This window comes from Clostridioides sp. ES-S-0123-01 (assembly GCF_020658415.1).
Classification (GTDB): domain Bacteria; phylum Bacillota; class Clostridia; order Peptostreptococcales; family Peptostreptococcaceae; genus Clostridioides.
In genome coordinates this window covers 59,478-84,417 of sequence record NZ_JACVWD010000007.1, presented here as the reverse complement: position 1 = coordinate 84,417, position 24,940 = coordinate 59,478, and the positions used below count along the sequence as shown (strand labels likewise).

Sequence of the window (24,940 nt, the reverse complement as noted above, 5' to 3'; positions counted from 1 at the left end):
TTTAATTATGTATAAAATTTTAATCGCATGTAGAGCAGGAGTTGGCTCAAGTTTGATGTTAAAAATAAAGACTCAACAAATTATTAAGGAAAATAATTTTCCAATTGAAGTAGAGCATGGTTCATTAGACTCCTTAAATGGATTCAATGGAGATGCTGTAGAAACATTAATTGATGTTGCTGAAGAGTTAAAAAATAAAAATTTGAAATTTGATATAATTGGAATTCACAACATTGTTGACCGTAATGAAATTAAAACAGCATTAGAAAAATTTCTTGCATCAAAAGAAAAATAAAATTTAATAGAATAAGGAGGGCTATTTATGGAGTTTATTATTAGTTTATTGAGTACGCCAGCTGTTTTACTTGGTGTAGTTGCATTTATAGGATTGATTCTTCAAAAGAAACCAGCTGTTGAAGTATTTACTGGAGCTTCAAAAACACTTATAGGTTTCTTGATATTTGGTATTGGTGCTTCAGCTATGACTGGAGCATTACAGAACTTCAATAAATTATTTCAACAAGGTTTTGGAATTACAGGTGTTATAGCTTCACCAGAAGCAGCTACTGCACTTGCACAAGGTACATATGGTTTTGCGGTTTCATGTACATTGATTCTTGGATTCATATTAAACTTAGTTTTTGCACGTATTACAAGATTCAAAAATATTTTCTTTACAACAGGTCATAGTTTATTCTTTTCTTGTGTATTAGTTTTGATTATGAAAGCACATGGATTCGATAACACAATTACTATTTTAGTGGGTGGTACTATCTTAGGATTTATGTCTGCTGCATTACCTCAATTCTGTCAACCATTTATGCGTGAACTGACAGGTGGGGATGAACAAGCTATTGGTCACTTCAACATGATTGGTTATGGCTTATCAGGTTATATTGGTCGTTTATTTTCAAAGCATAAAGAAGAAACAACAGAAACGATTAAATTTCCTAAGTGGTTATCAATATTTAGAGATTTCTTAATGGGTCTGTCTATAGTTATGTTAATCTTATTCTATGTAGCAACTTTAAAAGCTGGACACGCATTTACTCAGGAACTTGCTGGCTCAACACATTGGTTAGTATTCCCTCTTATAGAAGCATTTACATTCGTAGCTGGTATGTCAATATTAATGTCTGGTGTTCGTATGTTCTTGGCTGAAATAACTGCAGCATTCGTAATTATTTCAGAAAAATATATTCCAGGTTCACGTCCTGCATTAGATGTACCAACAGTATTTCCATACGCACCAAATGCAGTTATTATTGGATTTATCTCAGCATATGCTGCTGGTCTATTAGCAATTGTTATTATGGCATCATTTCCTAATATATTCCCTGTAGTAATTATTCCAGCTGCTCATATATGTTTCTTCTCAGGTGGTACAGCTGCGGTATTTGGTAATGCATCAGGAGGATGGAGAGGAGCTATTGTTGGCTCATTCGTTGTAGGATTATTTCTTGCATTCTTACCAGTTATACTATATCCAGTTTATGGAACACTTGGTATAGAAGGAGCAACTTTCCCTAATATTGATTATAACGTGGTTGGTTCAATATTACATAATATTTTACAATTTATAAAACCTATCTAAAACATATTAATATTATACAAGGATAATAGGTATTCCTATTATAATTTTAAGGAGGATAAATCTATGGTAGAAAATACATTACCTGTATTTCTAGAGAATCTATCTAATGAAGTTGCAACGTTCATTGCTTCAATAGATGAAGTATCTATAAACAAAGCATGTGATTTAATTTTCGAAGCAGAAAGAAGTTATGGACGTGTGCATGTAACTGGTATTGGTAAACCAGGTCATGTATCAGGGTATATTTCTTCATTACTTTCATCTACTGGAACACCAGCATATGTATTGCATGGTACAGAAGCAGTACATGGGTCAAGTGGTCAAGTACTTGAGGGTGATGTTGTTATTGCAATATCGAATAGTGGTGAAACTCAAGAATTAAAAGCAACTGTTGAAACATTAAAAGCAAATGGAGCAAAAATAATTGGGGTGAGTGGTAATGTTGATTCATACTTAAAAAATTCTTCTGATATATTCCTATTTGCAGGCGTTAAACAGGAAGGAGATTGCCTTAATAAGGCTCCTCGTGCATCAATTCTTGCTGAAACTATAGTATTACAATCATTAAGTGTTGCACTTCAGTACGCTAAAGGTCTTGATGCAAAGCAGTATTTAAAGTGGCATCCAGGAGGAAGTCTTGGAAAGTCTATTAGAGAGGGAATATAATTTTATGAAATATAAAGGTATTATATGTGCAATGATAACTCCATTTGATGAAAATCAAAATATCAATCCACACGCAACATGTGAATTGATTGATTATCTAATTGATAGAGGAATCTATGGATTATTTATTTTAGGAACTAATGGTGAATGTCATGTACTTACAGATGATGAAAAGGTTGAATTTGCAAAGATTGTTATCAATCACACTAACAATCGTGTACCTGTTTTTGTTGGAACAGGAGGTAATTCAACTCGTGAAGTTATAAGTTTATCCAAGAGAATGGAAGAAATAGGTGCAAGTGCATTATCAATTATTACGCCATATTTTGTAACACCAACACAACAGGAATTAATTTTACATTATAAAACTATTGCTAATGCAGTTAACTTACCAATTATGATGTATAACATGCCAAGTAAGACTGGAATTAATATTGAACCTGAGTCAGTACATGAATTATCTAAGGTAAAGAATATTGTTGGAATAAAGGATAGTAGTGGTAAGCTTGATAATATAAAAGCTTATATTGAAATAACTAGGAATGAAGACTTTAGTGTATTTTCAGGTTCAGATTCCCTTATTCTTGATACTTTGAAATCTGGTGGGCAAGGTGCTGTAGCAGCCACAGCAAATTTTTTAACAGAGATTGATATTGCTATTTATGATAACTTTATTAAGGGTGATTTAAGAGCAGCTCAAAAAGCTCAAAATAGTATTGAAGAACTTCGTCGTATCCTAAAATTTGGGACTATTCCATCTGTTATAAAGAAAACTGTTGTATTGAATGGAATTAATGTTGGGACTGCACGACTTCCTGTAATTGATCCAATGGGAGAATTGCTTGAAGAAATTAAGCAAGTAGTTGAAAATTATAAAACTTTATTCAATAAAAACTGTGAGAATAGATAACACAGATAGTGACATCACATTGACATATAACTAATATAGTATTGTAAAATGGGATTGGAATTAATGAAGAATCAAAATGCTTTGATGAATGTAGAGGTGAATGGTATGAAAAAGATGAATATAACTAAAAGAATGGTAGAATGTGGAGCTCTAGCAATTGTAAGAGTGGAAACACTTGAGCGTGCATGTGAGATTGCTGAAGGCTGTATTAAAGGTGGAGTACCAGTTATAGAAATGAGTTATACCTTGAATAATGCTGGAGAAATCATTCAAGGGCTTAGCAAAAAGTATGGTAAAAGACTTTGTGTGGGTGCTGGAACAGTTTTGGATAGTGAAACAGCTCGTCATGCCATTTTACATGGAGCTCAGTTCATTATTGCACCGAATTACAATGAAGGTGTAGCAAAAACTTGTAATAGATATCAAATTCCTTACGCACCAGGGTGTACATCACTAACAGAAGCAGTAGATGCATTGAGTTTAGGAGCTACCTTTATCAAAGCTTTTCCAATATCAGATTTCTATGGACCTAAACTAGTAAAGGTATTTAAAACACCAATACCTGATATACCAATATTGGCAAGTGGTGGAATTACTCTTGATAACTTGCATATATGGTTGGAAAATGGTGTTGATGTGTGTGGATTTGGTGGGTTATTAACCAAGGGTAGTGTTGAAGATATTGCTGAAAATGCCAGAAAGATTCGTGAAACAATTAAAAATATAAGAAAAGCTTAAAGTTAGAGCTGTTGCTGAACAATTATAAATTGATGTGTAACAGCTTTTTTTTTACGAAGAGTAGCTTATTTTCAAGAAATAAATTTCATTTAAAATTCCAAAAAAGGAGTTGAATTTAAAATTTGATTAGAAAAAAATCAATTTTAAGGCAACTCCTTTATTATTTTTTTATTTGAAATGTAGATAAATTCAGCAATGCAACTAATAGTTAACATGGTGCAACTATATAAGTCTTGTGAATAAATCAATAAATAAATATAATTTAAATTGAGATGAGGTGATTATGTTGAACTTGGGGGAAAGTTTAAAAAGACTAAGAAAAGAAAGAAATCTATCACAAGAACAACTTGCTGAAATGCTAAATGTATCTAGGCAAGCTATATCAAAATGGGAATCCAATAAAACATATCCAGATATAGAAAATTTAATACTATTAAGAAATCTATTTAATGTAACTTTAGATGATTTGATAGTTAATACAAATAAAACTGAAGCTGAAGATACGATTGTACCAGGTAAATTACCTACTGATAATATCGCAGATTATGATAAAAATGAGGAAGAAAATGACCCATCAGATAATTTAATTATAGGTGGTTTTATAATTGGCATCTCAATTGGATTTGTCACAAGTAATTTTATGTGGGGGATAGTTGGTAGTTTTATAGGTATGGGAATTAGTTACATACTTGACTATGTAAAAAAATAGAATAAATTAAATTTTAAAAAAGTTAAACCTACAGATTTACTTTTAGTTGAAGATTGAGGTAGTTTTTCTGATGCTATATTAGATAATAATTATCTAGGTATAACCACTTACTTTTTAATTATTGATAAGAAAGAAAATAAATTTATTAAACAATTTTAGTACATTTACTGTAGTACACTTAAAAATAAAACTTTATAATAATGAATAATTAACATAGACCATATAAGATAATTACTTATGTGGTTATTTTTTAGTGAAGAAATTACTTTTAAAAGTATAGCAAATAACTATACTATAAGTAATAGATACAGTTTTTATGTGTATAGTATATAACATAGAATAAAAAACAAATACTATATTTAATTGATATTAAAAGAATTTAAGAATAGATAGTATCTCTAAGTTTAAAAAAATGAATATTAATATATAATTAACTCGAAAAACATATAGTTTTATAAGATAATTTAGAAGAATATTTAAAAATACGTATTAAAAATAGCAATGGTCAATCAGACTTGTAGAGTTAATACAAAACACTGTAGATAGTATATTTAAATTGATATGATTTTCTATTATTTTTTCCATAATTTCAATGGTTTTATCTTATTTTTCTATTTAGAAAAGGACTGATTTAAAGTTCAAGTTATGATATAATTTCATTAAAAGAAGGCAAATTTTAGATAAATATCAGAAAATTATGGTTAAGAAACAATAAGTTCCACCCTATATATAAAATTAATCAAGTTTTGTTTGCAATAAATCAAACCTATTGCCTAAATTAGAAGAAATCAATTTGTATAATTTTTGAAGTTGTAGCATTAGGGAAATCAACAATAGCCATACCTTTAGCATTCAAGCTGGACGATGTGTGAAAATTTAAAAGTTAAATAAAACAATATTGTAAATAAAATAATTTGGCACACTGATTATTCACTTTTATCATTATGCTAATTAGCACAATAGATTAGAAGTGGGTATAAAGAGAGGAGGATAATTAAAAATGAAGCAAGAAGATACTGGGACACATCGAATGTGTAAAGAAGAGAAAGTAACAAATAATGAAGTTATTTCAGAGGACATGCTAAAAGCTATGGATATTGGAGTTAGTAAGCATATTTTAGATGATTCATTTACAATTATCTGGGGAAATACAGCTTTTTATCAGTTGTTGGGATATACAGAGAAAGAATTTTTGTCTCATTTTTCTAGTCTTAGACATTATTATGAAGATAATCTTTATCATTTTGAAGCTATGAAAAGTCGTTTTTTAGATGCTTATCAGAATGGTAAGAAAAGTGTAGAATATCAAACTTGCATTCCAGTAAATCATGGAGAATATGTTTGGGTAATAATGACTGGTATATTAGTTGAGCCACAGGAGGATGGAAAAGCAATAGTCTATATCATATATTCAAATATTGATGAGTTAAAAATTAGACAGAATAAACTATATGAGATGGAAAAAGAAAGTACAGAGAGTTTTAAGTGGATGATGTCAGAGTATGCTGGAAATGTATATATAAGTGATATGGATACATATGAGTTGTTGTACGTAAATAAACAGTCATGTAATACTCTACAGGCATCAGCAAATGAGGTGATTGGGAAAAAATGCTATGAGGTAATTCAAGGTAGAACTTCCCCATGTCCATTCTGTACCAATTCATGTTTAAAAAAAGATGAGACATATGAATGGGAGTTTTACAATTCCAAGTTGAAGCGAACATTTATGATTAAAAATCGTATGATAAATTGGGAAGGACACAGAGCACGCATAGAGTTGTCTTATGATATGTACAGTTCTGAGTATAAACTTGCAAAAAAAGATCAGGAAAGAGAATCAATCCTGAAAACTATTCCAGCAGGAATGATTCGAATGGATGCAAGGGATTATCTTACAATACTTTGGTATAATGATATATTTCTGAATATGATTGAATATACAAAGGAGCAGTTTAAAGAGGAACTTAATAGCCAATGTTTATATTTATATCCTGAGGATTATAAGCGTGCGAAGATGATGGCGCAAGATTTAAAAGAGTCTGGAGATAATGTTGTATTTGAAGCAAGAGCATATACGCGCTCAAAAGAAGAACGTATATGGACTATCACTCTATGTTATATTAGTGGAGAAGACAGTTGGGATGGAATACCATCTTTTTATAGTGTAGGACTTGATATTACAAAAGAAAGAAAACAGATTGAGAAATTGCAATACATAGCAGAGAAAGATGCATTGACAGGAATTTATAATCGTGCTGAAACAGAAAAGCAGATTAAGGAATATGTTGAACAAAATTTAGATGCTATGGGTGCGCTATTTATGATTGATACAGATAATTTCAAACATATTAATGATACAGAAGGTCACATGATTGGAGACATAGTGCTCACAGAGATGGCATCAGGCATGAAAAAAATAATGCGCGATAGTGATGTTGTTGGCAGAATAGGTGGAGATGAGTTTGCAATTTTTATGAAGAACATTTCTTCAACTAAAGATGCAGAAAAGAAAGCAGAAGAATTGCTGTATATGTTCCGTCATCTATTTCAGAAAGAAAAAAGCTCTGTAAAAGTAACCTGTAGTATTGGAATCTCTATATATCCGAAAGATGGTAATACATTCAAGGAAATGTATACAAGAGCTGATAAGGCTTTATATCAGGCAAAAAGTTTGGGTAAAAATAATTATGTCATCTATAATCATGATGCCTTTAAAGGCTTGGAAGAATTGAATTACTCTTCTCTTGGGACAGCTATTGATTCAGAAAAAAAATACGTCGAATCTTCTGATAATCTTACACGTTATATATTCCGTGTCCTTTATCAGACCGATAATATAGACCAGACGATTAATATGATACTTGAAATTATTGGTAAGCAGTTTAATGTGAGTCGTGCTTATATCTTTGAAAATTCAGAAGATGGTCGATACACTTCTAATACTTATGAATGGTGTAATGAGGGAATCATTCCTCAAATAGAATACTTGCAAAATGCTGATTATGAGGACTATGGAGATTATGAAAAACTCTTTGAAGATGATTCTGTTTTCTATTGTCGTGATGTACATACATTAAGTCCTGAATTAGAGGAATTGTTTTCTAGTCAAGATATACATTCCACACTTCAATGTGCATATAGAGAAGATGAGGTATTCAGAGGATTTGTTGGATTTGATGAATGTACTGGTCTACGTCTATGGACACAAGAAGAAGTCAGTACATTAGCTTTGATTTCTCAAGTTCTATCAATATTTTTGCAACGTAAGAAAAAGAAGAAATTAAATCAACAGATGCAGCAATACCAGGCTATTATAGATAGTATTGATCAATGTATTTATGTTGTTGATAAGGAAGATAATTTGTTATTGTATGGAAATAAAAGATTTAAGAGTACATATCCTAAATTACATATTGGGCAGTATTGTAATTATGACTCTATAGATATTAATAAGACTCCTATAACATGGAATCAAAAGGAAGCATATTTATGTGTCAGTATGATTTAGTAGTAAAAGAAGTACTATGTTGGACATAAATTAAATTTTACTTTAGACAAAATATTTTCGTTGACTATAGGAAATATTAGAGTTCTTATTTAAGGAATTAGGTAAATTTTGTAATGATATTGAAATATCAATTTATAAAAAATAGTATTAGTTTTAGAGGCAGTTGATTATAACAGATTGACTGTTTTTTCTTTTATAAATATTTAAAACTATAAGTACAAGGCTATATTTGTCAATATAAGTATAATGTGGTATCATATAGGCTCAAAAGAAATTTTATATATTTAAAAATAAAATTAAAAATAATAAATGGAGGACATATGAATATGGAAAATTTGCCAAATTGCCCGAAATGTAATTCAGAATATACTTATGAAGATGGAACTCTTCTAGTTTGCCCAGAATGCTCTCATGAGTGGACTTTAGAACTAGATACAGAAGAAGATACAAACATTATTAAAGATGTAAATGGAAATGTGTTAAATGATGGAGATGCTGTGACAGTAATCAGAGACCTTAAAGTAAAAGGAAGTTCATCATCTATAAAAATAGGAACAAAAGTAAAAAGTATACGTTTAATTCATGATCCATCTGATGGGCATGATATAGAATGTAAAATAGATGGTTTTGGAGCTATGAAACTAAAGTCTTCTGTTGTCAAAAAAGCATAGTATAAAAAATTTGTGGTATTTATGAAATAATCTATATAGCTATTATACAAATATAAATTTAAGACTTTAATGTAGTAATAGAAAATTCATTAGGAGGGTAACGTATGTGTTATTTTTTAAAAGGTGAAGAACAAGATTATTATGTAAATAAAGTAATGGAAGAAATGAAAAAAGTAGTACCTATAGTATACAGATGCTGTGAAGATAGTGAAGATGGAGAAGCAGTAGTTGGGTGTGACGAAAATGGGGAAGCAAAGTTATGGATAACATTTGGCCCAAATGAAAGATTAGAAATGGATAAACACATAGAAAAAGATACATTACTAGAATATATTATTGGTTAAGAAAGAAATCATATGATTTCTTTCTTTTTTTGTGACAACTTTAGATTATATATTTGAAAAGAAAATTAATGATGTAATACAAACATCAATTCACATTGGAGAATAAAAAGCGAAAAATTTTTAGTTTATTCTGCAATGTGTAATATTAGACTATTGTGGATGCAAAAACTATTGGCATGAAAAAGGCATTGTCACAGATATTAATATTGATAGATTACTGTATACTATTGGAATAAAGGACACTTTAACTTATAATTAAGAAGAAGTAATTTTGTATAAATAGTTTAAAAATGATTTGTTAATAAATATTAATTTATATTATAAAATGTAAAAATAAAAGGAGAGTAAATATGAAAGCTATACATAGAGATACATATAATAATCAATTATTTAAAGATTTAAAAATTGATTGTGAAAAGTGCTTTGGACTTTGTTGTGTGGCACTTTATTTTTCTGCTTCAGAAGGTTTTCCTGCTGATAAGGAATCAGGTAAGCCATGCACTAACTTACAATCAGATTTTAAATGTTCTGTACATAAAAATCTTAGAAATCAAGGATTTAGAGGCTGTACTACGTATGATTGCTTTGGTTCGGGTCAAAAGGTAGCACAGGTAACATACCAGGGGAAAAACTGGATACAAGAGCCAGAGTTAGCAAACCAGATGTTTGAAGTATTTTTAATTATGAGGCAGTTACATGAAATGTTATGGTATCTTAAAGAAGCATCTACATTAGATATACCTAATTCAATCAAAGAAAAACTCAATCTAATAATTGAAGAAACTGATGAGCTAACTAATATGAGTCCAGAACAACTAATAGATTTAGATATAATATCACATCGAACAAAAGTTAATTCATTATTGTCACAAACTAGTGACTTTGTACTAGAAAAAGCTAAATCCTTTGTAAAGACTTCTAATTTTAAAAATAAGAAAAAATTAAGTAAAAGTATAGATTTAATAGGAGTAGACCTTAGAAAAACAAATTTAATAGGAGCAGATTTAAAAGGTAAATTTCTTATAGCGGCTAATTTAAGGGAAACAGATTTAAGTGGTGCTAATTTGATAGGGGCAGATTTAAGAGACTGCGATATTAGAGGGGCAAATCTTAAAAATAGTGTATTCCTTACACAATTACAGATTAATACTGCAAAGGGAGATTCTAATACGAAGTTACCAGATACACTAGTACATCCTAAATACTGGGATAAATAATTAAATTATTACATAACTTTACAAAATATGAACCTTTTTGACTCCAGTTCATAGTATATATTAGAGATTCTTTAGAGGAATTTCTTAATATATAATATAATAGGAGAGATATAAAAATGAGTTGTCAAAATTGTAAATGTGAAAAAAATTATATGTATGAGGATTATAAATATAATAAGTGTAATAAGTGCTATAATGACTATGAAGAAATGACACATGTCCATGAATACTCAGAAAGTGTTAAATTAGCAGAAGAATGTGAAGATAGACATAATCATCGTGCTGCAGGAGTTACAGGTGAAGTTATACCAATAAATGGTGGAACAAATCATGTTCATAAAATAAATGATAATGTAGATTTTCTTGACCATTTCCACAAGATATGTGTTACAACAGGTCCAGCAATTAATATACCAGGAACTAATAAGCATGTTCACTTAGTATGTGGAAATACTACTGTTAGTGATGGTCATTGCCATAAATTCCTTTTTACTACTCAAATAGAAGCACCTTTAGTATAAACTAAGATAAATTATTGTAGCAAATTTATTGAATGTAAGTAAAGTATAAAAGTGTATTATATACAATGTTTAAACTTAATGAGGACTATGATATTAGCTTTCATAGTCCTTTATAACTTCTATCTTTGATAAAAAAGAATATTCATTTATAAGTATCAGAGGCATTTTAACTAGTATTCAACAGTGAATTTATTTGCCCAAAATACATGATTATAAATTATAATAAACTATTTACAAAATAAAATTTTATTGTGATTATACTTAACATAAGGTTGTACTATGTAATTAAAATATACTATGGAGAGGAGATTATTATGAGCTCTGAAATAGTTTTTGAAGTTAAACAAAGGAGTGCAAAAGAGCTTCAAGAGATGTTACAAATTTGGGAATCATCAGTAAGATCAACACATGATTTTTTGACAAAAAAAGATATTGAATCTTTGAAGCCAGTAGTTAAAATTGGTTTGACACAAGTAGAAACTATGGTTTGTTTAAAAGTTGATAACATGATTAAAGCTTTTATGGGAATAGATAAAGATAAAATTGAAATGTTATTTATAAAAGATGAATATAGGGGTAATGGTATTGGAAAAAAACTAATATTATATGCTATAGATAAATACAATATAAAATATGTTGATGTAAATGAACAAAATAAAAAAGCAGTGGGATTTTATATTCACTTAGGATTTAAAGAGTTTGATAGGTCTGAAATAGATGGGCAAGGGAATCCATTTCCAATATTACATATGAGGCTAAGTTAATATAGATATAGTTAAATGAAAAAATATGCATATGAAAATATAAATATGCATATAGAGAATTATACAACTTAAATAAAATTGTAATTGTCCTAATCTATTTGGGTAAATATGATACTATATTTGCTACAGAACTTACAAATGATAATACACTAAAATATGACTGTAAAGAAGGAAGAAAGTTATATTTAGTTATTGTTTGATATGTCCAATAAAATAATATTATAAAATGATAGACCTTATAATTTTAATTCTAGCAATTAAATTTGAAAATAATTTATTTTATTTTCTATAGATTCAGCACTATATTAAATATATAAGCAAATACAAGTTAATAGTAAAAAGCACTTTCTTAAGAAGAAGAAAGTGCTTTTTTATTTGTGAATAGTTGTAAATATAATAATTTGAGAGATATTAAATTATAAATTATTAAAAGATAATATATATTTAAGTGATTTACAGGTTAAAATATAATAAAAAGATTAAGGGGATATCATGAAAAAGAAAGTTTTAAATAATTTTATAAAATTGGTGAAATATAACTGGAGTACATTAATTCTATTTGAGCTATTTCATAAAGGATTAGCTTTGTTGATTATATTACCATCAATCAAACTTGTATTAAGTAGTTCTATGAAAAGTGCAAATATAGTGTATTTAAGTACTGATAACATAGGAGAAATATTAACGAATCCTCTATCAATAATATTAGCCATACTGTCAATTATAATATTGGCGTTTTATATGTTTTTTGAATTTACTTCAGTGATTATTTGTTTTGATAAATCACGAATTTCTGAAAAAATTACTTTGTTTAAACTTATTAAATTATCCTTAAGAAAATCTATAAACATATTGAATCCTAAAAATATATTATTATTTGTGTTTGTATTACTAATAGTTCCATTAACGAATATAGCCCTAACCTCAGGCTTTATAGGGAAAATAAAACTTCCTGAATATATATTGGATTATATAAGTTCTAATATTGTTCTGAATATAATTTATATGGTTTTAATTTTAATATTATATATATCAGTCATTAGATGGATTTTTAGTATACATGAGGTAACTCTAAATACAAATAGTTTTAAAGAAGCAAGGAAAAAAAGTGCTAGCCTTACAAAAGGAAAAGCAATAAAATTAATACTTTATTCCTTAGGATTATCTCTAATAATTACTGTTATGGGGTATATAATTTATCATGTTATTATTATATTGATAGGAATATGGACTAAAAATTACACAAATGCAAACTTTTTAAAAGATATATTTATTAGTAGATGCATTATGTTTAATGATTATGCAGCATTTATTTCATCAATAGCTATATTTATAATTAGTACTGGATTTATTTCTGCATTTTATTATGAATATAATGACATTCGTGTCTATAAAAAGAATCTAGAAAAACAAAAAAACTCAATAAAGTCAGTATTAAAAGTTACTTTGAAAATAGTAGTAATTTTATTTATCTTACATATTGAGTCAATGATGTACTCTTTAAATAATGATATTTTATTTAATACTTCATTTTTTTACAACACAACAGCAACGGCTCACAGGGTTTCAGCGTTGGTTGCTCCAGAAAACACTATAGCAGCATTTAAAGAAACCTTCATAACTCAAGCTGAATATGCTGAAATTGATGTTCAAGAAACTAAAGATGGAGAGTTGATTTTATTTCATGACTCTAATTTTGAAAGAGTCGCTGGTGTAAATAAAAATGTTTGGGAAGTGAATTATGATGAAATTAAGACATATGATGTAGGAAGTCATTTTAGGTCAGATTTTGCTGGGGAGAAAATACCAACTCTTGATGAGGCAATGAAGTATTCTAAAGGCAAAATAAAATTGCTAATAGAAATAAAGCTTAATGGTCATGAAAAAACTGATGTAGAAAAAAGAGTATTAGAGCTAATTAAATCAAATAGAATAGATAATCAATGCGTTTTAGCATCCATGAATAAAAATGTATTAAAAAGGGTTAAAAAATTAAATCCCAATATGGTAACTTGTTATTTAACAGCAGTTGCATATGGGAATTTTTATGACTGGGACTATGTTGACATATATGGAATAGAGTCCACCTTTATAAATAAAAAGGTAGTAGATAACATACATCAAAAAGGAAAACAAGTTTTTGTATGGACTATTAATAGCAGTAAATTAATGAAAAAAATGATTATTTTAAATGTAGATAGTATAATTACAGATAATCCATTTTTAGTAGATGATGCAATTTATTGGCAGAAAAATGGATTCATAAATAGAGTAGCTAATTATTTATTTAGGCATGATTCTGATAAAGATATAATTGAAGTGTATTAGACTAAAAAATGTGCAAATTGCAAAATAATAATATATTTATTTTATAATATTTTTAAATAACCGTATCATAGTGAAGAGATACGGTTATTTTTATTTGTTAATAACTTTGTGTCTGTAATCATTTCCCCATTCATGCATTGAATTTAGAACTGGCTCAAGACTATAACCAGTTTCTGTTAGAGTATATTCTACCTTTGGAGGAACTTCTGGATAAACTTTTCTAGTTACTAAGTCACTTTCTTCCATAGACCTTAAGTTTGATGTTAAAACTTTTTGAGTTATATCTCCAATAGATTTTTTGATTTCACCAAATCTTTTAGTACCATCTAATAGCTCTCGTATAATTAATACCTTCCATCGATTACTGATGAGTTGTAAAGTAATCTCTACAGGACATTCAGGTAAATCTTTTTTCATAAATCACAACATCCTTTCTTTAATAATCTTCTTTAAAGTATTATATCATTTTAGGGAATATGTATAAAAATTTCTTTTAAATATATAAGTATTAAAAAAATAAACTGTGCCAATAGTTTCTATTAGGTAACTATAGTACTTTAAAGTGCTTACTATACAATAGATACTAATGAGTTTATTATATTATTAAAGAAATAAAAAATACAACAAATTATTTTAGGGGGTAGATGAAATGAATGAAGTAGTAAAATTTTTAAAGGAAAATCCAGTTCAATATTTTGCAACAATAGGAGCGGATGGAAAGCCAAAAGTTCGCCCATTCCAATTTATGATTGAAGAATGTGGAAAATTATATTTTTGTACAAGTAATGAAAAAGATGTATTTAAACAAGTTAAAAAAAGCCCATATGTAGAAATAACTACATCAACTCCTGAATTTGCTTGGATAAGACTATGTGGAAAAGTCATATTCTCAGACAATAAGGATATAAAGAAAAAAATAATTGAATCTAGTGAACTTGTTAAATCAATCTATAAGAATGAAGATAATCCTACTTTTGAAATATTTTATCTTGAGGACGCTAAGGCTGTAATCTCAGATTTTTCAGGCGAGCCACCAAAAGAATATAGTATTTAATACAAAAAAATAATTAATATCAAGAGCTAGCAATATTATTTTAACAACATTAAAATAGAATTTAAGTTAGATGATAATATTATCCTTGTTTTAACATAATTAATTTTAAGAAATAAAATAAATGTTTAAAAATCTTATACAAATCCATCACATTACAAATATATAAGAGAGTCATATTATATGAAATTAAATGATTCTCTTGTTTATTTGTATAAGTTTATATATTGACATTGACGCTACGTAATTCTATATACTTTATTTTAAAGGAGATGATAAAAATGAATATTGTAGAGGTACGCTCAGATAAAATATATAAAAAAATAATGAATGCACCTGCAAATAAGAAAGAGGATATATACAGATATGAGTTGATGAAGCCTTTTGAGTTTAAATGGATGTGTATAAATGTTCCAATCACTGCAAAACAAGAAGGTGGATATGATGTAATTATGGCAAGTGATATGATGGGGGTTTTATCTCCAAAAGATATTAATGAAAGTCAAATAAATAACATAGATATTCTATCCAATGACAAACTTTGGAACAAGTGTAAAGAAACTATTGAAAGTTCCATAAAGCCTTTTATAAAAGAGGGGTATAAATTGAACACTGAGGAGTATAAATTTTCAATATTATTAGCAAATCCAGAAAACCCTTATACAATATTAAGTGATGGATATTTTGGTGATGGTGGAATTCCAGGATATATATTTTTATCAATAGTCCCAAATGAGTATACTATTAATAGGTTACCAGCAGCACTAGCACATGAATGTAATCACAATATTCGATTTCAATTTATAAATTGGAGTAATAACATAACTTTAGAAGAAATGATGATAAATGAAGGTCTTGCAGAAAACTTTGCAACATGGATGTTTGGGGATGATATGGTAGGGCCTTGGGTTAGTAAGACTGACATTGAGACACTGAATAGCTATATAAAGCCAATAATCAAAAGTGGCTTAAAAGAAACTGGATTTCAAAATATAATATCATATCTTTATGGTGATGATATAGCTAAAATGCAAGGATATTTTCCAGTAGGACTACCTTATTGTGCAGGATATGCCTGTGGTTACTATATGATTAAGTATTATTTAGAAAAAACAAACAAGTCAATAGTGGAGGCTACTTTATTACCATATAGTGAAATCATAGAGGAAGTAAGGGAATTTTGGGATTAAATCTATAAGTTGCATAATCTAAAAAAGATTATGCAATTATTCTATTTTTGAGAAAAATAAATTGACAATGATTTGTAAAAAATATACAATAATATATATAAAGAAATATTTCAATGATAAAATTTTGAAGATTTCATATCTAGTGTATCTAATACTACATGCTAGTTTCTTATTACTTATCTAAATATTATGTATTTCATAGTTACCTGTAAACTTACTATAAAAATATGAAATACACTAAATAATCGACTGAAAAATGAAATATTAATTAAATAAAATTCAAACTATAAAGATTAAATGAATATAATTAAAGTAAATATATGAAATTGAGCATAATAATCAACTTTTAATAGATTGTTAAATTTTAATTATACTTTGCACAATATAACTTATATCATATTGATACTTAAAGAATCAGTATAATTATAGATATAATTTAATCTGTAAAATTTATATGAAATGGAGATGATGCTATGACAGAATTGATGATTGTAAGTGGGTTAGTACTATTGATTTGTATAACCTCAAGTAAGGTATTATATAAATTTGGAGTACCAATATTATTGATTTTTATCTTATTGGGTATGTTATTTGGGTCTGATGGAATGGTAGGAATCTATTTTGATAACTATGAGTTAACAAAACAATTATGTTCTATTGGATTGATATTTATAATGTTTTTTGGAGGATTTGGAACAAACTGGAATATGGCTAAACCAGTTGCAGTACCTTCTATACTGATGTCTTCATTAGGTGTAATAATTACAGCAGGTGTTACAGGTATATTTTGTTACATGGTAATAGGAACTACTTTATTTGAAGGTTTGTTAATTGGAGCAATTGCAGCTTCAACAGATGCTGCATCTGTATTTGCTGTATTACGTTCTCAAAAACTAAACCTAAAAGGTTCTCTTGCTTCATTATTAGAAGTTGAAAGTGGAAGTAATGACCCAATAGCATATATGTTAACATTAATTATTTTGACATTGATGAATAATTCTGGTGTAGAACTTATTATTCCAATGGTAATAAAACAAATAACTTTTGGGTTGGCAATAGGATTTATATTGGCAAAATTATCTGTTTATATTTTGAGAAATTCAAATTTTGAGATAGAAGGATTTTATACTATATTTATTACAGCTATTGCGTTACTTTCTTATGCACTTAGTGAATATGTTGGGGGAAATGGATATTTAAGTGTATATATTTCAGGTATTATTATAGGCAATAGTAAGATACCTCATAAAAGGAGTCTAGTTCATTTCTTTGATGGAATTTCATGGATTATGCAAATAATGTTATTCTTTATGTTAGGATTGTTATCCTTCCCTTCAAAACTACCAAGTGTATTTGGTATAGCAATGGCCATATCTGTATTTATGATAATTATTGCAAGACCATTAGCCACATTTATAACTCTAGCAAAATTTAAATTTTCAAACAGAGAAAAATTGTTTATATCATGGGTAGGTCTTAGAGGTGCTGCATCAGTAGTTTTTGCAATTTATGCAGTTACTCAAGGAGTAGTCATAGAGAATGATATATTTCATATAATATTTTTCATAGCGTTACTTTCAGTAGGACTACAAGGTACGTTGATACCAACTGTAGCAAGGAAGTTAGACTTAGTTGATGATAATACACCTGTATTAAAAACATTTAATGACTATGATGGTGAAATTAGTTCTAAACTTATAGAAGTAAATATAGATGATGATAATAAGTGGGTTAACAAGAGTATAATGGATTCTAATATACCAGAAGAGATATTAATAGTTATGATAAAACGAAAAGAGCAGGTTTTAGTACCTAAAGGGTCAACTGTTATAAAAAGAGGGGATATTTTAGTATTAAGTGGAGACAAAATTGAAGAATTAATATAATTATAATTTATTTAATATTGACTTTGACCTAAGGGTAAGGTTTAAACTTAAATTAATCAAATCTAATGCGCAGGTGATGAGATGTTTTCTATAGGAATGTTTTCTAAAATAAATAAAATAACTACAAAGACATTAAGGTATTATGAAGATATAGGGCTGTTAGAGCCAGAATACGTAGACGAATTTACAAAATACAGATACTATACAACAGAACAATTGCCAAAATTGCATCAAATAATCACCTTAAAACAAATGGGCATATCACTAGTTGAAATAAAAGAAATAATAGAAAAGCCTGAAGAAGTGGAAAGGATTTTAATAAACAAAGAAAAAGAGATATTAGATGTAATGAGGAATGAAGAATATAAGCTTATTAAACTACGTAATTACCTTAAAAACTTAAAAGGAGAAGTCGATATGAATAATGTAATTATTAAGTCTCTACCAAAAGTTAAAATTGCTTCTATGAGAAAAGTATTAAAGAATTATGATGAGCTTTTCAATTTGTTTCCAAATGTAATGGCTGGAGAAATGATGAAATCAGGGTGTACATGTATGGTTCCAGACTATTGTTTTAATATATATCATGATGGTGAATATAGAGAAACAGATATGGATGTTGAGATGTGTCAGGCGATAAATGACCTAAAAGAAGACACAGATTTATTAAAATTTAAAGAAATAGACGAAGTTGAAAATGCAGTTTGTATATTGCATAATGGACCATATTCAACATTAGGAAAAAATTATGCAGATGCATTTAAATGGATACAAGATAATAAATATGAAGTAATAGGGCATTTTAGGGAATCTTATATAGATGGTATATGGAATAAAGAAAATGAAGAAGAATGGTTAACAGAAATCCAGATACCTGTGAAACATATTTTATAGTAAATTAAAATAATATATAAGTAATTAAGTAAGGTCTGTCTAAATAAAAAGATAGACCTTATTTTTATATTTAATATATTTTACTAGATTTTTATGTATTAAAATATGTAATTTTAAATAGAGTTTTATACAACTAAGCTTGGAAAAACTGGTCTAACATAAGAAATACAATTAATTGTTTAATTTTAATTAATTAATGATAGGATATGAAAATATACAACTTTATAAATAAAATATATTGATATTTTATTTATAAAGTTGTATATTTTCGTTGAGGTGATAAAGTGGAAAAATATAAAGTATTAACTGATAAAGTAAAACAAGTATTTAATGGATTTTATATTGATTATGAAAATGAAGATTTACCATATATAGATTTAGATAGGACTGACAAGATAATACTAAATGAAAGGTATTTTAAAATAGATAGTTTTCCTAAAACGATGGATAAGGAATCTCCACATAGTATCCTTGATGTATTTTGGGATTTAGATAAAGTAAAGGATAAGTATTTTATACAGGAAAATAAGTTTTTAAGAGCACTATTAATTATAATGAGTTACAGTAAAGAAATAATAATTGTAAGTGAATATTTTGTAAGTGAAAATAAAAAACATATAAAAAGAGTACTAAGTAAAAAGGAGAGTACATATCTAGAACAATTAAGCGATACCTTATTTGATTTTAAAGAAATAGGGTATAATTACTATATAATTGATGCTCTTATGAAGTTGGCACTAAGAGAAAGAGTTTATTTCTCTATATATATGTTGGATTTGGGAATAGGATTAGAAATAAATGGATTATTTAGCAATGTATATATAGGGTTAAATGGAAGTATAGATATAGTTAAGTATATTTGCAATGTAGAGGGCTTGTATGTAAGATAGATTATCAATTGTATAAAATAGTAATTTTAAGAATAGTAGGTGATTGTATGGAAATATTTGCAATAGGTCATTCAAATTATCCATTTGATAAGCTTATTAATATGATAAAAAAATATAATATAAACTGTGTAGTTGACATTAGAGAAACACCATATTCTAAATATAATATTCAGTATAATAGGGAGGCATTCAATGAATCCTTGAGAAAGGCTGGATTTGTATATATATACATGGGCAAGGAATTTGGGGCAAAAAGAACTAATAAAGATGTATATACAAAAGAAGGTTATGCAGATTTTGAAGAGGTAATAAAGGAAGAAGTATTTTTAAAAGGAATCGAAAGATTAAAAAAGGGATGTCAAATGGGTTATAAAATAGTTTTATTAGGTGCAATGCAAGAGCCTATAAGGTGTCATAGAAGTATTTTACTAGGAAAAATATTAAATAAAGAAGGTTTCAATGTAAAATATATAATGCATGAAGGACATTTAGCATCTCAAGAAGATATAGAAGAGTCATTATTAGATAAGTATTTTAGTGATAGAAAACAACTGAGTATTGATAATTTATTAGGAAATGCATTAACAAGAGAAGATATGATACAAGAAGGCTATAGATTAGCTAATAAAGAAATAGGATATAGAACAGAAAAAATAGGTAAGTAAAATATATGAACTACCCAAAAACTTAAACACCATTTGATAAGAAAAATTATTATAAATTTGTAACAGTTAAACATGATGTACTAGCTAAGGTTTTTATGTTAAATTAATATCATTATCTAAAAGGTTACATTGTTTTAAATAGCACATCATGTTGTACTGTTAAAAAATAAAATCTCTAATATTACCATAATCAACTGTTCTATTAAGAGTAGGATGGCTAGATATAAATCTAACTGTAATTTTTGAGTTTAATAAACAAGGATTCGAAGTTAAAAACACTCTGTCTCCATTGACAATAGAAGTAATAGCCACTGGTAAAATATCAACAAATGTATCATATCTACTTTTAGCAATTTGATAAGGATAGTTTCCTACAAAAACAAATAGATTTAAGTCATATATATCATCAACGAACCAAGCCCATTGACCATAAACTTTGTCAATACTTACTGTACCTAAACCAAGTGTATCAAAGTATGTTGCTATAGTTAAATAAATATTTTCCATGTTTTCTAAGTATGAAACAGTATATCTTCTGAAACGTATAGGTGCTGTGGCAGAAATAGGGTAAACCATATTTACATTTAAATTATTCGCATTCAAATTAACCAAAGTATCACATCCTAAAAATAGTCTATAAGATACAATATTTAAATTGATGTGATTTTGTTACAGATATCTTATAAGATTTTATAAATGATTAGAATTAGGATACAAAGTGAATTAACAAGCCTAATAAGATATTCTACACTAATAGGTACAGGTTGGTAATAGTGTCAAATTGTTATTACAGGACTTATATGTGATAATATTATGAAATTGTTATTATTGTACAATAGTGGTACAATATTATCGAAATACAGTGATTGCGTTTGATGTCCAGCTATATTAACTGGTTAATTTAACTCATAAATATTTTAAATCTAGTATCCATAAAGAATAATAAACATAAGATAATTATAAAGATATACTGTGTTCAAATGATATTAAACAAGATTTATATTATTTGAATACAGTATATTATAACGTTGAAAATACAATTCTAAACCTTATGATATCAATTCATAGTTTGATAAACTAATTAAAAATTAAATTTATATAAAGAGGGAAAAGAGGAAAAGGAATGTTTATAAGGAAGAATGTTATAAGATTAGCAATTCCTATAATGATAGAGCAGACATTTGTTATGCTTTTAGGGGTATTTAATACAATGATGGCAGGTCATATTGGGGAAGAGGCTGTATCTGCAGTTGGAATGGTTGATTCAATCAACAATATATTTATATCTGTATTTGCTGCGCTATCTGTTGGTGCTACTGTTGTTGTAGCTCAACAAATAGGGAAAAGAGATAATGAAAAAGTAAATGAAACTATCAAGCAAGCATTAATATCTGGTGTAATATTATCATTTACAATAACAGTATTAATGTGGATTTTTAGAACAGGTGTAATCAATTTGTTTTATGGTTCAGCAGAAGAATTGGTAAAATCAAATGCAAAACTATACATAGAGTTTACATTATTCACCTATCCATTTATTGCAACACAGCAGATAGCAAATGGTATTCTAAGGGGTTGTGGAGATGTAAAGAAACCTATGTATGTGACTATGTTTATGAATATAGTAAATGTAACATTAGGATATATACTTATATATGGTGTTGATTTAAATACTTTAGGAATAAATTTACAGACACCTTCTTATGGCATAACAGGAGCAGCTATGTCTATTGCCATAGCCAGAATAATCGGATGTATAGTTATTGTAAGGGCTTTGTTTAAAGGGAATGAATTTATATCTATAGGTAAAATATTTCCATTTAAGATTGATGTTGAAACTCAAAAATCTATATTCAATATAGGTATACCAGCAGGGGTTGAACAATTACTTTTTAATGCAGGTAAATTGATTGTTCAAATATTTATAGTTACTATGGGAACATCAGCGATTGCATCAAATGCAATAGGAATGTCAATTGCATCTATTATAAATGTAATTGGAAATGCATTGGCCTTGTCTGCTACTACTTTGGTGGGGCAATATATAGGACGGGGAGACATCAAAGGGGCTAAGAGTACTTTATTGTATCTAACTAAATTTGCAACGGTTTGCTTATTTGCAGTAGGTGCTATATTTATACCAATTGCACCATGGATTTCAAGCATGTATACTCAAAACTCGAATGTAATTGATGTATCAACACAATTGATTCGAAGTGATTGTTTAGCTATGGTAATATGGCCTATATCCTTTGTATTATCAGCAGGGCTGAAAGGTGCTGGAGATACTAGATATACAATGATGACAGCCGTAATAGGAATGTGGATTTTTAGAATTTTTACAGGTTACGTATTAGGGGTTGTATTAGAATTTGGAGTGCTAGGAATTTGGATAGGTATGTATACAGATTGGCTTGTTAGAGGAACATTATATTGTTTGAGATTAAGAGGAACGAAGTGGCTAAAACACAAAGTTGCATAGAAAATAAAAAATCACTTTTAGATAGTAAATTCTATTTAAAAGTGATTTTTTATTTAGAGAATATCATAATTATAAGTATGATATATAGAAAAATTAAAATATGTAAATTAAGTATATAATTATATGGACACTATAAATTATATACTGTAGAGAATTACATAATTTGGCGACAAATATTAGAAATATATATCTATATTTAATAATATATATGGGTATATTATTAAATATAAAAAATATTAGATATTTATTTAATAATAAAGGTGGGTATTTTTATGATAAATAAAATAGGAAAAATAACTCTCTATGTAAATAATCAAGAGGATGCGAAATTGTTTTGGACAGAAAAATTAAATTTTGTGGTAACTTATGAAAAAGAAATGGGTCCAGATATGAAATGGGTGGAAGTAGCACCAAGTAAAAATGAATTTACAACATTTGTATTGTATGATAAAAATCTGATGATGAAGCAAAATCAAGATGTAAATTTATTTCATCCATCAATAATTTTAAGTACAAGAGATATTAATGGAACTTATGAACAGATAGCAAAGAATAAAGTTGAAGTAGGGGAATTAATGGAGATGCCTTATGGAAGAATGTTTTCTTTTAAAGACCAAGATGGAAATTCTTACTTAGTCAGAGAAGATAAATAATTTTGCAAAGTGTTAAATTTACTCAATATCTGATATAATTAGATACAATAATTATTATAATTTAGTATTAAACGATAATTATATAATTAAAAATCAATTGTAAAATTTGAGTAGAGGTGATAAAATGTTTAAGAAAATGGCAGTACTAAAAGATATAGCAACTAAAATAGGACGTAAAAAAGCGTATGAATTATTAGAAATGGTTGAAGGTAATGACGCTTTTGTAGCTGAAGTAAAAATAAAAAAGAATGGGATTGAATCTAAAAAAGAAGAAATCATGTTAAAAGATAATCAAAAAATAATATTAGAGTATATAGAAGGTTAATTTTTAGATACATATATAATTAAATAATACTGATTTTTAAAGATGAGTTATGAAAACTCATCTTTTTTATTTTTTCATAACTTTGTTTTATATTTAATATATATTTTATCCCTTAGAGTTGCTGAGATATAAAAAGTACTGATATAATAAAAGAATGGATATAAATGTAATATTTTACAGAAAAGAGGGGTATTATGCTTGAAATAAAAAATCTTTCCTTTAATGTTGAGTCTAACAATGAGGAGCTAGGAATAATAAATGATGTTAGCCTTTCATTTGAAAAAGGCAAACTTATTGTTATCACAGGACCAAATGGTGGAGGAAAATCCACAATTGCTAAGCTTATTATGGGAATTGAAAAAGCCACTAGCGGTCAAATACTTTTAGATGGAGAAGATATAACTAATCTTAGCATCACAGAAAGAGCAAAAAAAGGAATAGGATATGCATTTCAACAACCACCAAGAATAAAAGGTATGACAGTTGAAAACCTGCTTACTCTTGCTCATGGAAAACCATTGTCTACTGATGTGTGTTGTCAATATCTTACAGATGTTGGATTGTGCTCAAAAGACTATTTAAATCGTGAAGTTGATAACTCTCTTTCTGGAGGGGAAATGAAAAGAATCGAGATAGCAACTCTTTTTGCTAGAGATTTAAAGGTTTCTATATTTGATGAACCTGAAGCAGGTATAGACCTTTGGAGTTTTGGAAAGCTTAATGAAAGTTTTAAGAAAATTCATGGGGAATCTGACCAAACTATAATCATAATTTCTCACCAAGAAAGAATACTAGAGTTAGCTGATGAAATAATTGTTTTACAAGATGGTTCAGTAAAAAGCCATGGAACAAAAGATGCTATATTACCTGAAATCATGTGCCAAGTTAATTCAAACTGTGAATTAATGAAAGATATGAATTAATTAGAAAG

25 protein-coding genes are annotated in these 24,940 nt (G+C 27.9%); 23 read left to right on the top strand and 2 right to left on the bottom strand.

Annotated elements, in window-relative coordinates; translation table 11 throughout:
- The first annotated feature begins 7 nt into the window (after positions 1-7).
- The 13 genes from IC175_RS16270 (at position 8) to IC175_RS16210 (ending at position 13,973) form a co-directional block, all read left to right on the top strand.
- Positions 8-295 carry a PTS sugar transporter subunit IIB gene (locus IC175_RS16270; protein ID WP_227436477.1) on the top strand — a complete coding sequence of 96 codons (288 nt, stop codon included), beginning with the start codon at positions 8-10 and terminating at the stop codon, positions 293-295.
- Between the two features lie 27 nt (positions 296-322).
- Positions 323-1,594, top strand: a complete 1,272-nt coding sequence (locus IC175_RS16265) for a PTS ascorbate transporter subunit IIC (RefSeq protein ID WP_227825068.1) — start codon at positions 323-325, stop codon at positions 1,592-1,594.
- 63 nt (positions 1,595-1,657) lie between these two features.
- Positions 1,658-2,260: a KpsF/GutQ family sugar-phosphate isomerase gene (locus IC175_RS16260; protein ID WP_227436474.1), complete on the top strand. Its 603-nt coding sequence runs from the start codon at positions 1,658-1,660 to the stop codon at positions 2,258-2,260.
- 4 nt (positions 2,261-2,264) lie between these two features.
- On the top strand, positions 2,265-3,170 hold the full coding sequence (gene dapA, locus IC175_RS16255; RefSeq protein WP_227851743.1) for a 4-hydroxy-tetrahydrodipicolinate synthase: 906 nt from the start codon (positions 2,265-2,267) through the stop codon (positions 3,168-3,170).
- 105 nt (positions 3,171-3,275) lie between these two features.
- Positions 3,276-3,908: a ketohydroxyglutarate aldolase gene (locus tag IC175_RS16250; RefSeq protein WP_227851742.1), complete on the top strand. Its 633-nt coding sequence runs from the start codon at positions 3,276-3,278 to the stop codon at positions 3,906-3,908.
- 283 nt (positions 3,909-4,191) lie between these two features.
- Positions 4,192-4,617, top strand: a complete 426-nt coding sequence (locus tag IC175_RS16245; RefSeq protein ID WP_227483304.1) for a helix-turn-helix domain-containing protein — start codon at positions 4,192-4,194, stop codon at positions 4,615-4,617.
- 1,000 nt (positions 4,618-5,617) lie between these two features.
- Complete coding sequence (locus IC175_RS16240) at positions 5,618-8,128, top strand: diguanylate cyclase domain-containing protein (protein WP_227851730.1); 2,511 nt, start codon at positions 5,618-5,620, stop codon at positions 8,126-8,128.
- Between the two features lie 326 nt (positions 8,129-8,454).
- Complete coding sequence (locus IC175_RS16235) at positions 8,455-8,799, top strand: zinc ribbon domain-containing protein YjdM (protein ID WP_227436468.1); 345 nt, start codon at positions 8,455-8,457, stop codon at positions 8,797-8,799.
- A 104-nt stretch (positions 8,800-8,903) separates the two neighbouring features.
- The gene (locus IC175_RS16230) at positions 8,904-9,143 is read left to right on the top strand and encodes a hypothetical protein (RefSeq protein WP_227851729.1); all 240 of its coding nucleotides are present in this window, start codon (positions 8,904-8,906) and stop codon (positions 9,141-9,143) included.
- A 350-nt stretch (positions 9,144-9,493) separates the two neighbouring features.
- Entirely contained in the window at positions 9,494-10,360 is an 867-nt protein-coding gene (locus tag IC175_RS16225) for a pentapeptide repeat-containing protein (protein ID WP_227845252.1), read from the top strand.
- Between the two features lie 116 nt (positions 10,361-10,476).
- The gene (locus tag IC175_RS16220; RefSeq protein ID WP_227436462.1) at positions 10,477-10,881 is read left to right on the top strand and encodes a YmaF family protein; all 405 of its coding nucleotides are present in this window, start codon (positions 10,477-10,479) and stop codon (positions 10,879-10,881) included.
- A 314-nt stretch (positions 10,882-11,195) separates the two neighbouring features.
- Positions 11,196-11,645 carry a GNAT family N-acetyltransferase gene (locus IC175_RS16215; protein WP_227436460.1) on the top strand — a complete coding sequence of 150 codons (450 nt, stop codon included), beginning with the start codon at positions 11,196-11,198 and terminating at the stop codon, positions 11,643-11,645.
- 492 nt (positions 11,646-12,137) lie between these two features.
- Positions 12,138-13,973, top strand: coding sequence for a glycerophosphodiester phosphodiesterase (locus IC175_RS16210; protein WP_227851728.1), 1,836 nt, complete (start codon positions 12,138-12,140; stop codon positions 13,971-13,973).
- A 90-nt stretch (positions 13,974-14,063) separates the two neighbouring features.
- Here IC175_RS16210 and IC175_RS16205 read toward each other — a convergent pair whose 3' ends face one another.
- Positions 14,064-14,390 (bottom strand): winged helix-turn-helix transcriptional regulator, encoded by a 327-nt coding sequence (locus IC175_RS16205; RefSeq protein WP_227436457.1) that lies wholly within the window; start codon positions 14,388-14,390, stop codon positions 14,064-14,066.
- A gap of 232 nt (positions 14,391-14,622) precedes the next feature.
- Here IC175_RS16205 and IC175_RS16200 point away from each other — a divergent pair, with 232 nt between their 5' ends.
- The 6 genes from IC175_RS16200 to IC175_RS16175 all read left to right on the top strand — a co-directional run bounded on the left by IC175_RS16200 (position 14,623) and on the right by IC175_RS16175 (position 20,549).
- Positions 14,623-15,027 (top strand): pyridoxamine 5'-phosphate oxidase family protein, encoded by a 405-nt coding sequence (locus IC175_RS16200; protein WP_227436455.1) that lies wholly within the window; start codon positions 14,623-14,625, stop codon positions 15,025-15,027.
- Between the two features lie 278 nt (positions 15,028-15,305).
- Complete coding sequence (locus IC175_RS16195; protein WP_227825064.1) at positions 15,306-16,214, top strand: DUF2268 domain-containing protein; 909 nt, start codon at positions 15,306-15,308, stop codon at positions 16,212-16,214.
- Between the two features lie 473 nt (positions 16,215-16,687).
- The gene (locus IC175_RS16190) at positions 16,688-18,100 is read left to right on the top strand and encodes a potassium/proton antiporter (protein ID WP_227436450.1); all 1,413 of its coding nucleotides are present in this window, start codon (positions 16,688-16,690) and stop codon (positions 18,098-18,100) included.
- Between the two features lie 81 nt (positions 18,101-18,181).
- Positions 18,182-18,994, top strand: coding sequence for a MerR family transcriptional regulator (locus IC175_RS16185; protein ID WP_227851727.1), 813 nt, complete (start codon positions 18,182-18,184; stop codon positions 18,992-18,994).
- A gap of 284 nt (positions 18,995-19,278) precedes the next feature.
- Positions 19,279-19,884, top strand: coding sequence for a hypothetical protein (locus IC175_RS16180; RefSeq protein WP_227483296.1), 606 nt, complete (start codon positions 19,279-19,281; stop codon positions 19,882-19,884).
- 47 nt (positions 19,885-19,931) lie between these two features.
- On the top strand, positions 19,932-20,549 hold the full coding sequence (locus IC175_RS16175) for a DUF488 family protein (protein ID WP_227483295.1): 618 nt from the start codon (positions 19,932-19,934) through the stop codon (positions 20,547-20,549).
- A gap of 159 nt (positions 20,550-20,708) precedes the next feature.
- Here IC175_RS16175 and IC175_RS16170 read toward each other — a convergent pair whose 3' ends face one another.
- Positions 20,709-21,161, bottom strand: a complete 453-nt coding sequence (locus tag IC175_RS16170; RefSeq protein WP_227436443.1) for a staygreen family protein — start codon at positions 21,159-21,161, stop codon at positions 20,709-20,711.
- A gap of 511 nt (positions 21,162-21,672) precedes the next feature.
- Here IC175_RS16170 and IC175_RS16165 point away from each other — a divergent pair.
- The 4 genes from IC175_RS16165 (at position 21,673) to IC175_RS16150 (ending at position 24,932) form a co-directional block, all read left to right on the top strand.
- Positions 21,673-23,031 (top strand): MATE family efflux transporter, encoded by a 1,359-nt coding sequence (locus IC175_RS16165; protein WP_227436441.1) that lies wholly within the window; start codon positions 21,673-21,675, stop codon positions 23,029-23,031.
- A 272-nt stretch (positions 23,032-23,303) separates the two neighbouring features.
- Positions 23,304-23,684, top strand: coding sequence for a VOC family protein (locus tag IC175_RS16160; protein ID WP_227851726.1), 381 nt, complete (start codon positions 23,304-23,306; stop codon positions 23,682-23,684).
- Positions 23,685-23,808: 124 nt separating this feature from the next.
- The gene (locus tag IC175_RS16155) at positions 23,809-24,009 is read left to right on the top strand and encodes a hypothetical protein (RefSeq protein ID WP_003420681.1); all 201 of its coding nucleotides are present in this window, start codon (positions 23,809-23,811) and stop codon (positions 24,007-24,009) included.
- Positions 24,010-24,203: 194 nt separating this feature from the next.
- A complete protein-coding gene (locus IC175_RS16150; RefSeq protein WP_227825061.1) occupies positions 24,204-24,932 on the top strand; it encodes an ABC transporter ATP-binding protein in 729 nt (242 codons plus the stop codon).
- The last annotated feature ends 8 nt before the right edge of the window (positions 24,933-24,940 follow it).